This window comes from Exiguobacterium sp. USCH10 (assembly GCF_037619445.1).
Lineage (GTDB): Bacteria > Bacillota > Bacilli > Exiguobacteriales > Exiguobacteriaceae > Exiguobacterium > Exiguobacterium aestuarii_A.
This window is the reverse complement of sequence record NZ_JAQPZO010000002.1, coordinates 56,085-68,336: the sequence shown is the minus strand read 5'-3', so window position 1 is coordinate 68,336 and position 12,252 is coordinate 56,085. Positions and strand designations below refer to the sequence as shown.

11 protein-coding genes are annotated in these 12,252 nt (G+C 43.4%); all 11 read left to right on the top strand.

What is annotated here, in order from left to right; genetic code table 11:
* Positions 1-13: 13 nt before the first annotated feature.
* The 11 genes from PQI28_RS04890 (at position 14) to PQI28_RS04840 (ending at position 12,219) form a co-directional block, all read left to right on the top strand.
* Positions 14-2,650: a lantibiotic dehydratase gene (locus PQI28_RS04890; RefSeq protein WP_339962672.1), complete on the top strand. Its 2,637-nt coding sequence runs from the start codon at positions 14-16 to the stop codon at positions 2,648-2,650.
* A 71-nt stretch (positions 2,651-2,721) separates the two neighbouring features.
* Positions 2,722-3,798, top strand: coding sequence for a hypothetical protein (locus tag PQI28_RS04885; RefSeq protein ID WP_143406617.1), 1,077 nt, complete (start codon positions 2,722-2,724; stop codon positions 3,796-3,798).
* 25 nt (positions 3,799-3,823) lie between these two features.
* A complete protein-coding gene (locus PQI28_RS04880; protein WP_339962671.1) occupies positions 3,824-5,305 on the top strand; it encodes a hypothetical protein in 1,482 nt (493 codons plus the stop codon).
* 13 nt (positions 5,306-5,318) lie between these two features.
* Positions 5,319-7,265, top strand: coding sequence for a TOMM precursor leader peptide-binding protein (locus PQI28_RS04875; RefSeq protein ID WP_339962670.1), 1,947 nt, complete (start codon positions 5,319-5,321; stop codon positions 7,263-7,265).
* 10 nt (positions 7,266-7,275) lie between these two features.
* A complete protein-coding gene (locus PQI28_RS04870; RefSeq protein WP_339962669.1) occupies positions 7,276-8,193 on the top strand; it encodes a thiopeptide-type bacteriocin biosynthesis protein in 918 nt (305 codons plus the stop codon).
* Positions 8,177-9,004, top strand: coding sequence for a SagB/ThcOx family dehydrogenase (locus tag PQI28_RS04865; RefSeq protein ID WP_339962668.1), 828 nt, complete (start codon positions 8,177-8,179; stop codon positions 9,002-9,004). Before PQI28_RS04870 ends, PQI28_RS04865 begins: the two co-directional genes overlap by 17 nt.
* Before the next feature lie 21 nt (positions 9,005-9,025).
* Positions 9,026-10,006 carry a hypothetical protein gene (locus tag PQI28_RS04860; RefSeq protein ID WP_339962667.1) on the top strand — a complete coding sequence of 327 codons (981 nt, stop codon included), beginning with the start codon at positions 9,026-9,028 and terminating at the stop codon, positions 10,004-10,006.
* Positions 9,972-10,133: a thiazolylpeptide-type bacteriocin gene (locus tag PQI28_RS04855; RefSeq protein ID WP_074033142.1), complete on the top strand. Its 162-nt coding sequence runs from the start codon at positions 9,972-9,974 to the stop codon at positions 10,131-10,133. The genes PQI28_RS04860 and PQI28_RS04855 overlap by 35 nt, the downstream gene beginning before the upstream one ends.
* 33 nt (positions 10,134-10,166) lie before the next feature.
* Entirely contained in the window at positions 10,167-10,328 is a 162-nt protein-coding gene (locus PQI28_RS04850) for a thiazolylpeptide-type bacteriocin (protein WP_074033142.1), read from the top strand.
* A 31-nt stretch (positions 10,329-10,359) separates the two neighbouring features.
* Entirely contained in the window at positions 10,360-10,521 is a 162-nt protein-coding gene (locus tag PQI28_RS04845) for a thiazolylpeptide-type bacteriocin (RefSeq protein ID WP_074033141.1), read from the top strand.
* A gap of 255 nt (positions 10,522-10,776) precedes the next feature.
* The gene (locus PQI28_RS04840; protein ID WP_339962666.1) at positions 10,777-12,219 is read left to right on the top strand and encodes a hypothetical protein; all 1,443 of its coding nucleotides are present in this window, start codon (positions 10,777-10,779) and stop codon (positions 12,217-12,219) included.
* The last annotated feature ends 33 nt before the right edge of the window (positions 12,220-12,252 follow it).

The window sequence follows — 12,252 nt, the reverse complement described above, 5'->3', positions numbered from 1 at the left end:
AGGAGTTGTTGTGATGAATGTGAAGTTACCGCTCTTCTTAGTTAGACAGAACAGCGTGCCCTATGCGCATGCGTTACAGTTCGGTTCCAACGAATTACGAGATTTAATGCAACAATATCGTATTTCCCTCCAATCTCAAGACAAAAAGATTATTTCATTTATTACCAAATTAGAACATGTGATCAAACTTGTTGAAGACGATCAACAAAGGAAAGAGTTGATCAACTTAAAACGGGACATGTTCAACTTACGCTTTCGTTTCTGCCAGCGAATCAAGCAGTGCCAGCCTATGTTAGAAGATTTTAAGTTGATAAGGGAAGCGGAAGACATCCGCTCCCTCTATCAACAAAACAAGGCGCGATTGATTGAAATCGAGCATCAATTTAACTATGCAAAATCGCATGAAAGGGCACAGCTCTATGATGTGTTTCAAAAAGAAGAGACACTGATGAATTCATTGAAATTCATTCAGGCGACCATCATGGAAAAAGCCAGGGGATATTTTAACACGCCCGTTCAGGAGCATGGAGTCAAACACAGAAAATTAGACTATACACTGTTGAAAGTATTGACTCGTGCGACCCACAAGACAAGTCCGTTTAGCACGTTGACGAAGGTCGGGGTCGGTCAATTTTCAAACAGTGACCTTGTATCATCGACTGATCCCGGCGAGACATATACGGTCACAAATCTCAATCTGGCGTATCTGATGCGTGTATTCGAAGCAATTCGTTTGCGACCTAGTATGGTTTCCACAATGACCTACCATTTCAATGAAACGTTGACACGGCACGAAGGGAAGTTCTATTGGACGACCCTGGCCGACCAACCAATGAAACGGAAAAAAATTTATCGTACTGCGGATACATTAATGAAGATCAAAGAAAATCCACTATTACTTCAACTCTACAAGGAACTTGGAAGTGAACCCTTCACATATGATCGTGTCGAGAACGTGTTCCTTCAAAACGGATTAGGTCAAGAAAAAGCCGTAACCTATGCGTTGTCTTTAATCAAGAATGATTTTCTGCAACCTACTCAAGGCATTCCCGAACATACCAATAAAGGGTTAGATTATATCCTCTCTTGTCTCTCAGAGGCGGAAGTGCTGAACACAGATGAAGTTTTACGACAAGTCTTCGTCCATCTGAAGACCATTAAAGAAGTTCTGAACACATTTGATGAAATGCATGGCCAAGCTAGCTACCAAAGCTACCAAGAAATTGTTTCTCGTTTTAAAGAAGTGACGAAACACTTGGGTATACCGGACCTTGATGAAAAGTTGTTGCTCTATCAGGACTATCTCACGACGGAACGAAGAATAGAACCACAGGAAAACTGGGAACAAATCGATCGTTCATTAAAACTTTTCCAACAGTCTACTATCTTATTTGATGTCGTGTTACGACTCCAATACGTCTTAGGGAAGTTCATGCTCGACAAATACGGACATGAGCGTGTCGCTTTTCGGGACAATGAAAAAGAAGACGTGATGGAGATTATGCTGAATGCCATCATGGACAACGCAGGCCATTTGTGGAGCGGGCAATTTAACGAGATGGCAATAGATAGTGAAATCGAAGAAGTGAGAATGTTGGACGCCGCGAAAAATGAATTTATTCGATACCTTAAAGCAGAGGAACAATTAAACAAAGGTTCGGAAATAAGGATTCCAAGTGACTACCTTCAAGAACTTATCAGTACATTGCCGAGAGATCTGGAGCGGTACACACAGTCAAACAGTTTCTTCGTACAGCGAACAGATGAGAACAGTTTCGTTCTGAATGATATGTATGGAGGTTATCTGTCTTATTTTTCTCGCTTTCTATTCAACTTAGAAGACGTCATGAAAGAACCAGCGCTACAGTCATATGTCCATCAACACATTAAAGAGCGCAATGTTGTCGATATTTATAAATCTTACGGGTTCAATGCCAACGTACGCTCGAGCATTACTGATTACAGTGTACATATCCCCAACAGTAGGGTGGCAGATGAGAGCGGCTTAACCGGAGTCTATGATTGGCAGGATCTCGAGCTGCAGTACAATCCCATCACCAAAAAGATTGATGTATTTGCCAAAGGGGAGCAGGTTCATATCTTATTCTTAGGTTCATTGATGACGCGACTCATACCTTCGATTAGCGCGATGCTACACGCTTTATCGGCAAACGGCGTACTTTTTAAAAGTGTCGGATCAATTCTGATCGACGAGTATCTGGCAATACCCCGGGAACAGCCAACCATCAAACATTTTCCTCGAATCAGTCTAGATGGGACACTTGTGCTTAGTCGAGAGTGCTGGGTCATCGACACGCAATTATTAACTGAATATTCGGATAAAAATTACCTGTCTATGATGAATTTCTTATCCCTATTGGATTCTCATGGTATCCCCCATCGTGTTTTCTTCCAAAGCCTGAAGTCGTTAGATGGGACCGAGGAGGATACGGACACAATTGATGGAGCTTTTGAAAAACCACAGTACGTGAACTTTACAAGCCCACTTCTTTGGAGTCTATTCTTAAAAGAAGTAAAGGATACACCTTACTTTCTACTGACAGAGGTGCTTCCAGACTTAAGAGAATCGGATCAAGAATACACCGAAGAATATTTACTCGAACTGACTTCGAAAGGAGCCTTTCAATGAACCCGTACCAGTATCATGTCGCTAAATTGTTCCTTTATGATTCAGCTCAATCTCGGGAAACCTTATATGGTGTGTTCGAGATTCTCCACGAGAATGGTATTTCAGATTGCTTTGTGCAAAAACATTGGGCAACAGGTCCTCACATCGCTGTTTATTTTCGTGACAATGACATAGATTGTGACTTACGTGTGAAAGACACACTCATCACAGCTTTCCAGGACTTGTTGGGAGAGTACGAAGGTGCTCCTGTTGACCACAACAAATATGAACAATTGTCTTCTCGACTTGCTAAAGCAGAGCGTTATACAGGTGAACTCCTACCACTTCGCGACGACCTTAGTCTCGAAGTGACGATTCAAGACCTGTCTTCGAATCAAACGATTTATGCACCTTCGTTGTATCAAAAATGCGAAATAGAAAAGTCAGCGTTCTTTATCCGACATCATGATTACCTTGGTCGATTGAGCCCGGATGACAGAGAAATTTTAAGCGCGAAAATGATGTTAATCACAGCTAATCAATACCGCATCGAAATCGAAGACACGGTCCTCGAAGGCATTAAATTCGGCTATATCTCTTTCAAGTCTCATTGGGAAGGATTCAACATGCAGCTTCAACGCATGACGGAGGAGAAAAGAGATATTGTCATGCAGAAGTTTGATCATACATCAAAAGAACTTCAGTCCTTTATAGATGAAATTCCTGTATTTCTCACACAAGTAGAGAAGCGGTTTAAAGATTATGGCGGGAATGACAAAGCAATATTGCTTGATTGGTACGCGATCAACGAATCATTAGGATTATTTTTTCACGACGGTCTGGTTAGAGGGGAAATTCATTTTGAAGAATATCATGACATCTCTTCTTTCACGACAGGTGGTAGCCAATTGAGTGATTTTCACAGTAAATTCGTGGACGAGGAAGGCTTTGCTTCATTCTCTAAATCTATTGGTTTTTTACAGTATCGCCTATTAGTCAATTCTTTATATAGCGTGTTCCCTTTGTTGAATATCTCTCCATTTCAAAAGAACAAACTATGTAAAGTCATCAGTGAGCATGCGGAGCAACATTACAACTTCTCGTGGGAAGACATCATGGCCATGAGAGGGGACCGGTATAACGGAACGGATATATACCACAACATATGAATCTGGCAATGATAGGAGCACGACTATGATCAATCAATTAGTTCCAGAAACACTGTGGTTGTCCTATCACGATGACCATATCATTGTGAAGACGCCGACCAAACGATATCAAATCAAGCAACAGCAAACTGTTCAAGCCCTTCTGACACTGCTTCCTGGTATTCAAACAGGTCATGTGAACGCTGAAGACATTCGCAAAATGAACAATCCACAGTTGAATCGATTGTTGGCACGATTTCCTTCGACTTCTTTGGTGGATGAGCAGTCAGACCGTGTCCCTTTCCTGTCTTTCCTCCGAGAGGAGAATGTAAGTCAGAATACTGTGAGGCTTAGACTGCGAGAATATCATTCTGAATCAGTCATGGTAGCAATTCCGACCACTGTACAACCTTTTATCTTTCTCGGTAAGGGGATGGATATCATTCGCTTCATGGACATGCATCATCTTCAAGTAAGCGGACAATCTACTCATTTTTCAGCTATTAGCGATCGGTTGCTTCAACACTCAATAGAGTTTATCACCAAAGATCGCGCTATAAGAGATAGGGTAGAGATCTTTACCATGGATGATTCAAGCAATGATCGATTTATACCTGTTCATAACTTTGAAGACTACCTGAAGATCGGTCAGGAAATCGAAGTTGAAGAACTCACGTTTGATTTCTTGGAGCATTACCATGAACCTGTCGATCATATGAAGAAATTTGTGACTCAGACCCCATATATGTTCCGACATTATGGATTTGAGGAACTGATGCAGATCCCGTTTAAAATCGCCACGATCACTACCTTACGAGGGGCAAAGAAAATGACCGTCCTTCAATCCGAAGACCATCCTTTAAAAGCCTTGTTTGAGGTTTTCAAATTGGGGATGATGACATCTTTGAACCAGAGAGAGATGGATAAATATGCCCGCTGGATATGCTGTTCGAGTATTGAAGAGATTTATCAAGTTGGGGTCGCCCCACTCTTGTTCGGCCATATGGCAAGAGTAATGGCTCCTTTTGAGACGACACGGTATCCTTTGTCCGAAGACAATATCCCCTCACCTTTGATGAAAAGACTGGTGCAGATTAGTGAACTCTTTACCAGAGGTGGAAGTCCTGAAATCGAGGTACGGAAGGTAAAAGGGTACTCCCTTTACCAAGTTTCCATCCTGGTCGAAGGAGTGAACCGAATTCAAAGATACGGCACAAGTGTTGATCAATTGGTGGAAGCGAGCTTACGTCAATTTTATGCGCAACATGTACAGAAAAATCACCCATTCCATCAGCATGATCAAGAAAGCCGGCATCTCGTAGATACTCTTGAAAGTGACACGGCTATGTCGACTCAAGACGACGGCACCATGGTAATAGAAGTCACCCGTCTCCTTCAATCGTTAGAAATCAATCTTTCGGTTGTGGAGTGGTCCCACAATACGCTAATTGAAAAAACGGGCACAAAGTGTTTCAGAGTGTCCATTCCCAATCTCGACGGATCTTCGAAAGGTGAGACCCGCGAATAATAAAGGAGGAAATATGGATATCTGTCTCCTCAACCGTGGCCAGACGTTACTCCATCAATTCATAGCTTATTTTGATGAAAGTTCACGTATACGAGTCATCGATAACCTGACTGATGTGACTGACGCAGAAGTGCTGGTCGGTCTATATGATTACTTTGATTATAATTTCGAGCGGGGGGTTGTCGAATACTGTCGAGACAACCACATTCCTTATGTGAGAGCCAATCTGATATTCGAACAGGCGGTCGTTGGACCAGTTTATAACGGGAGAATGAGCAGCTGTGTGGATTGTCTCTATGAGCGTCTCTCTACAAACGCCCCTGACGACGCGATGGTCCTATATAGAGATTATGACTACACGACTACGTCTCCTGCTATGACGTGGCGAATCAGTTTTCTGAATCAAATTTGTGAAGAGGTCGTCGAGTTGCTTCGGCGCGTAGAAATTGAAGAAAAATCGGCCCTGAATTATATCACTATTCTCAATGATGAAAAGCGAAGTATTCACATACATCCCCTGCTCAAACATGAATACTGTCAAAGTTGTGGAGAACTACCGTCAGATACCGAGCAGCATGCGATGCTTCAGTTTCAACCACGTATCAAGGAATCGCCGACGACATATCGTTTGAAGTCTTCACTGTCACCAACCGGTTTCAAGAAAAGATTGGTCGATTTAAAGACAGGAAAGACAAAGCACAGCTATTTCGAGGTCGAATCGAAATATGTTCCAATGGTCGGTACCGAAAATTACATTGAGACGGATAAGAACGAAGGAGCTTTTGGGCGTACGTTTGATTTTAAGAGCTCCGAGGTCTCAGCTTATTTAGAAGGTCTGGAGCGATATTCGAACGTCTATAATCGGAAATCCAACAGTGAGATCTTTGCCTCTTATCTAGAAGTGAAGGACCGGGCAGTGAATCCGGCAGATATGACACTGCACAAGGAAGAACACATGAATGAACATTTCCGTCTTCACCGGTATTCGGAAAATATGAAATATCACTGGGTGTGGGGTTGCTCACTCCGCAACGAAGTTCCATTACTGATTCCCGAACAGATGGTGTATTACAAAGATGAAATGATTCGGGGAGAATCTAGAAGGTTCGTGTATGAAACGTCCAACGGCTGTGCACTCGGATCGACAATTGAAGAAGCTGTACTGTACGGGCTTTTCGAGATGATTGAACGGGACAACTTTTTGGTCGCTTGGTATAACCGTCTGCCGCTCGTCGAAATCGATATCAGTAATATGAGTGAAGAATTCCGTATCCTGAACGAGGTCATAAAAGCCGATGGCTATGAAGTCAGGTTCTTCGATACCACGATGGAATTGGGTATACCGACCGTCTGGGCACTCATGGTCAATGAACGAGATGATGCGGTGGTGAAGACCTACTCGGCTGCTGGGTGTCATTTCAACCCAGAGAAGGCATTGATGAGCGCATTCATCGAGGTCGTTTCCTCGGTTCCGGTTTACAACAAAGTATTTGGAGCGGAACACCTGATGGAACGGAAGCGTCTAATCTTTGAGAACGATGATCTCGCCACAGAGTTCCAAGATCACGTCCTTCTTTATTCGCACCCTGACGCTTTGGAACGGCTGTCATTTTTGACTAGTTTAGGAGAGAAAAAGACATTACGAACTCTACATCCTGAATGGTATGAGACTGAGACGTTCAAAAACCAAGATCTAACGGAAGATTTAAACCAGTTGTTACATCGCATCTACAAACATTATGAAGACGTATACGTAGTCGACCTTTCGGGAGATCTGCTTAAATCGTTCGAACTTCGCTGCGTGAAGGTGTTCATCCCTGGGATGTTGACGATGACGTTCGGTCATCAGCATCGTCGCCTGGATGAATCGCGTATCTTACAAGCTCCTGTTCTGGCCGGACGTGTGGATAGCCCATTGGCTATGGACAACATTAACCCGTATCCACATCCATTTCCCTAGGAGGCAGACAATGAAACCATGGACATCTTTACATATTTTTCAGCATGAAATGTCCACGTATGATGCGCTAATCGTGAACATCTCCCAACTGATGGATGAACTCGTTCGGTCCAGAAAAGTCAATCAGTGGTTTTTCATCCGCTATTGGGAGGGAGGTCCACACCTCAGATTGAGGATTCAAACGGATCAGCCCGAAGCAATCATCGAACAAGTGACCGATTTTACGCAAGGATATTGGTTAATCAATCCATCTTCTCTCCCTCCGATGACCAAAGACGCTTACTATGAGGGGCATAAGTTCGATGGAAAAGAGATCTCGATGAACGACCTGCCCTGGTATGAGGATCAGAGTGTGCACTTGATTCCGTATGAGCCTGAGTTAGCGCGTTATGGTGGGGCTGACGTCATGGCGTATTCTGAAAACATCTTTGCCCATTCAAGTCGACTAGTCGCGTACTTACTTTCGAAAATGAAGTTCGATCCCGCGAGGCGTTTCATTCTCTCATTGACGCTGACCCGGTACTTGGTTGAGGAGCTACTCGAGTTTGAAGACGAAGAAGACAACGTACAGTTCTGTCTCTTCTATCAAGAGTATTGGGAGTCGTTTGTAGAAGGGAACAAGACCGATGACTTACGTCGACTCTTCCATGCAAACGAGATGAGCGTGAATCGTTTTTACCAGCTATTGAATCAGAATGAGATTGTGAAGGATTGTCTCGTCGCGATGAAACAGGAGTTACAACAGATTCGCGAACAGGTGCGGGATGAACTCTACCTCCACCGAATCGTTGCCTCACATATCCATATGGCGAACAATCGGTTGGGTGTTTCTCCGTTTGTCGAGTACTATATCTCCGAATATCTAGGTGCTTACTTTAAAAGCGAGGAAGCGAAGAAAGGGGCAATCTGCGTTGAAGAGCCTTCATGACTTTAAGAAAATGGCTACGTTCTCTTTCTTTGATCCAAACGAGTTGTTCAAGATGAAAGAGTCGACACGTATCATCGAAGATCTTTGGGATGAGTGTCGTCCCCGAGCAACCTTTTCGTTTCCTGAAGAGGACGAGAAGTTATCAGACCAAGAAGGTGCGCAGATTCCTATTATTCAACAAACCGGGGTGGGTGAGTTCGAGGATACAATTTTGAGACGCCGCTCCTATCGATTATCCGAGTTTGAGGGGAAGTGGTCGAAAGAAGATTTACTCAAATGGGCGAGACTATGCTTTGGTATCTCGGGTGAAAAGACTGTCTCCTATGTGAACGAGAGCGGACCACAGACCAAACGCTTACAACTGCGGACTTATCCTTCAGGAGGATCGTTACTTCCAATCGAGATTCATCTTCACATTCGGCAAGTGGATGGCATAGAAGAGGGATTATATCGATTAAACGCATCTGCAACCCACTTCACTAAAACAGGTACGACAATCTCTTTGGACACGTTACATGCTTTATCGCCGTTGACAATCCCGAAGAACCCTTATGCCGATTCATTCGCCAAGACAAACGTGCTGGTTTTCTTAGTCGCAAATTACGAACGGGGTTTTTCGAAGTATGGGATGTTAGTGGATCGATTAGCGGCTCTCGAAGCTGGTCACATCGCTCAAAATATTCAACTCGTTGCTACATCTCTTCAGAAGAAGTCACTTCCAATGTGTGCCTTTTACGATGACAAAGTTGAATCTTTTTTATCATTGGAAACAGAGATGAAACGCTGTTTGTACCTTGTTGCGCTAGGATGATTTTATGATAGGAGAATGCAAATGGTCCTTCAAAAACAACAGCTGGACGATGCGCTTCGGACATTGACACGTCTTAACCCTTACTACGTTCTTGAGATGGATGAAGATATCATTCGGGTTCTGAATAAGGAGTCGCAGAAGGCAAAATATCAAGTGATGATTCCGAACCAAAGCGAAGGCGTTCGAAGTTTGATCGTGCAATACAACACCGAGAGTGTCCGGGCGTCTGATTTGGTCGAAACTATCCACGCTGAACCGAGGATAGGAGAGTTGCTCTCACGATTAAACAATATCGTCTTCGTTTCAGAAGATACGTACAAGCTCCAACTATGGATATTACGCTGTTTGGACAAACATCGGACGTCAATCAGTCCAAAAGACCGCTACCTGGCCTTTGAACGAATCACAGAATGGTTCGTTGGCGAACCGATTGTTTGCCTGACGACCTCGAATGTACCGCAAGGGTTGATCGAGGGTGAGTTGAAATCGGTCTGTCATTTTGAAACGATTCGGGACATGGAATCTATTCCTATAAGTCGGTGTGTCGTCTTGTTAACAGATCGTGACCTGACATTCGAGGAACAGCTTCGGCTTCACGAAAAGATTGATGCGAGGACACCTGTTCTTAACTTTTTTTATGATCGAGATTCGCAGACGCTCAAACTCGGCCCCCGTATTCGAAAAGCGGTTCACGGATGTATGCGCTGTGTCGAATTGACAGAAGAGAAGACCTTGTCTAAAAACGACAATATTGGCATCGATGCGTATGCTCAGTTGTTGATGGACACCATCAGCGAAGAACTCATCTTCTGGTTGTTAGATGAGTACTTCATGTACACGACCCAGTTCTCGTCCATCGCTGGAAAACAGTATGTATTTGACGGGCGTTCTAGAGCAGTCTTTCTCAAGCAAATTCGAAAGCATCCTAACTGTGAGATCTGTCTGCCTTTGAAAGGAGGTGAGACGAATGGAGAACAACTTAGACATCGAGTTGGAACTTGATTTTGAAGTGATTGAACTTGACGATGTGACGGCTCTTCCAGAGACAGCTGCATCGAGCGGGAGCTCAGGCGACAACGTGTACTCGACATGTGGATCGAGCTCGTGCTGCTCATCATGCTGCACGTAACGACATACCATCACTTGAAAGGAGGTGAGACGAATGGAGAACAACTTGGACATTGAATTAGAACTTGATTTTGAAGTGATTGAGCTTGACGATGTGACGGCTCTTCCAGAGACAGCTGCATCGAGCGGAAGCTCCGGTGATAACGTGTACTCGACATGTGGGTCGAGCTCATGCTGTTCATCGTGCTGTACTTAAGAAAACACACAACAATCAGGAGGTCAAAGACATGGAGAACAATTTAGACGTAGAGTTGGAATTGGATTTTGAAGTGATTGAACTTGATGATGTGACGGCTCTTCCAGAAACAGCTGCATCGAGCGGAAGCTCAGGCGACAACGTGTACTCGACATGTGGTTCGAGCTCATGTTGCTCATCGTGTTGCACATGATCGACCTATGACGAAAAGACTGACTAATGAACACGCACATGTTCGTTGGTCAGTCTCTTTCATGAGGTAAACGGCTCTTCCAGAAGCAGCTACGATTATTCAATGTGTAACTAGAAACGACACGGAGTCATTTTGCTACTAAACAATCATACTTACACTCACTTAAAACATTCTATCAAATTATTTTTGAAAAGTAAGTACATGAGATTGTATTTCTCTATAACTCTCAAATTTAGTTCATAAGGGGATAAGCATATGAGGCTTACCTATACGATTGACATTTACAAAGATGAAAACGGTCTATGGAGTGTGGAGATGAAACCTAGGAATCAGGAATCGTCTACACCTCTCAATGATAGTCGCTTTTTCCTTACATATAAGACGCTGGTTTCATTTATACAGAACCGTCCCCACCATCACTACCTGATAGTTGAACGAGAAGAAAACAAAGAGATATTGAACCGGTTGTATTCTCTTATAGGGGAAATGGGACGTTCATCTAACATCTCTTTTAAAAATATACAAAACGAGCAGGACCATCGAGAAGACACTCACCAAGCCCTTTACAACGGTTTTAGACTGTTTTTAACAGGTATGTACCCCGCAAAGCTGCATCATTCAAAACTGAAACATCTGCATCACGATTTTGACCGCCCGATTTCTTCTCAACTGAAGGAACGGCTCAATCTAAACAGTAATATCAACTCTTCCCAAATCGGCTCTGGAAGTAACCGTGAGACCACTACTCATAAAGGTAGTTGGTTTGGAGCGGGGCAATTGCTGTATAAACCGGTAAACACCAATTCATACGAGGTGTTAGTCATTGAAAGCGGTGAGACGACGACGCGATCCATCAAATCGTTATCATACGTGGACTATATGAAAACACCATTTCTTCCTGAGAAGGGGGAAGATGTGTTTCTGACGATTGAACAACCAAAGGATTATGACTTGTATTCGAACGTGATTGAACAAATTCAGTTGACCGGGGAGCTATCTCTCGTCCATGTGATTCCTTACCTAAGAGATGAATGTAAATGGTCCTACCAATCTACGTGTTCAGTGACCAAAGAAACCCGAATCAGTATCGGTACAGAAAATGTTCTTGATTCACCTGTCTGTTTTCAAATAGATGACAACGATTTGCTGACCCGCGGAGATTTGTTTCAGCTCTATAAATCCAGGTACGCTGAGCACGCGGTCATTGCTGATTGTATCAATTGCCCGGTTGCGCTTGAGTGCCCGCGGTGCATCAAAATGGTTCCTAAGTCCATGGAAAAAGATCGCTATTGCTCGCTTCGGAAAAGTCAGCCTTATGTGGCAGAGTTGACTCGGAAAAAATATATCTTGAAAAGCTTTTTCGCTTCAATTTCATCCAACCACTCTCTGTCCGATATCGTGACCTTTTCAACGGAACACTGTACTCGATTCTATCATGGGTCAATTAGGACGTTGCAGCGGAAAATGCGTACATCGCATTTCATATTCAGATGGAAAGATCAGGTTTTTTTATATAGTGAATCGAAAATGAAATTTTATAAGATTCCTATATTGATGGCGATTTATTTGGAGGGGGTTTGGTTGGGCGAATCAAGTCATGAGATTCGAAATTATTGCTCAGACAGATTTGGAATGAGCGAGGTTCAGTTTAACCATCTGATGCAGAAGGCCGAATCGCTACTTCGTTCCGTTTCGTGATGTACCACCCTGACAGATTAAAAGGAGTGAAAA

What these genes read in the sequence shown, in the direction of transcription:
- PQI28_RS04890 (WP_339962672.1), top strand. Translation starts at nt 14, where the DNA reads ATGAATGTGAAGTTACCGCTCTTCTTAGTTAGACAGAACAGCGTGCCC.
- PQI28_RS04880 (WP_339962671.1), top strand. Translation starts at nt 3,824, where the DNA reads ATGATCAATCAATTAGTTCCAGAAACACTGTGGTTGTCCTATCACGAT.
- PQI28_RS04875 (WP_339962670.1), top strand. Translation starts at nt 5,319, where the DNA reads ATGGATATCTGTCTCCTCAACCGTGGCCAGACGTTACTCCATCAATTC.
- PQI28_RS04870 (WP_339962669.1), top strand. Translation starts at nt 7,276, where the DNA reads ATGAAACCATGGACATCTTTACATATTTTTCAGCATGAAATGTCCACG.
- PQI28_RS04860 (WP_339962667.1), top strand. Translation starts at nt 9,026, where the DNA reads ATGGTCCTTCAAAAACAACAGCTGGACGATGCGCTTCGGACATTGACA.
- PQI28_RS04855 (WP_074033142.1), top strand. Translation starts at nt 9,972, where the DNA reads ATGGAGAACAACTTAGACATCGAGTTGGAACTTGATTTTGAAGTGATT.
- PQI28_RS04850 (WP_074033142.1), top strand. Translation starts at nt 10,167, where the DNA reads ATGGAGAACAACTTGGACATTGAATTAGAACTTGATTTTGAAGTGATT.
- PQI28_RS04845 (WP_074033141.1), top strand. Translation starts at nt 10,360, where the DNA reads ATGGAGAACAATTTAGACGTAGAGTTGGAATTGGATTTTGAAGTGATT.
- PQI28_RS04840 (WP_339962666.1), top strand. Translation starts at nt 10,777, where the DNA reads ATGAGGCTTACCTATACGATTGACATTTACAAAGATGAAAACGGTCTA.